1 protein-coding gene is annotated in these 250 nt (G+C 72.0%); it reads left to right on the top strand.

Annotation, left to right across the window (positions count from 1 at the left end):
* On the top strand, nucleotides 1-247 hold a 247-nt coding region (locus ACQG3P_RS21035; RefSeq protein WP_426806138.1), incomplete at its 5' end, for an efflux RND transporter permease subunit.
* Nucleotides 248-250: the final 3 nt, after the last annotated feature.

The following is a 250-nucleotide window of genomic DNA, read 5'->3' as shown; positions in this document are numbered from 1 at the left end:
CCTGCGCGAGGGCGGCATGCCGCTGGCCGATGCGGTACGCGAAGGCGCGCTGGGTCGGCTGCGTCGGGTGCTGATGACCGCACTGGTGGCCTCGCTCGGCTTCGTGCCGATGGCCTTCAACGTCGGCGCCGGGGCCGAAGTCCAGCGCCCGCTGGCCACGGTGGTGATCGGCGGCATCGTCTCCTCCACGCTGCACACCCTGCTGGTGCTGCCAGTGCTGGACCGCTGGCTGCACCGCAGGCAGTAGCGA

The organism is Stenotrophomonas sp. SrG (assembly GCF_050031795.1).
Taxonomy (GTDB): Bacteria; Pseudomonadota; Gammaproteobacteria; order Xanthomonadales; family Xanthomonadaceae; genus Stenotrophomonas; species Stenotrophomonas rhizophila_A.
This window is presented reverse-complemented; position numbering and strand designations above follow the sequence as displayed.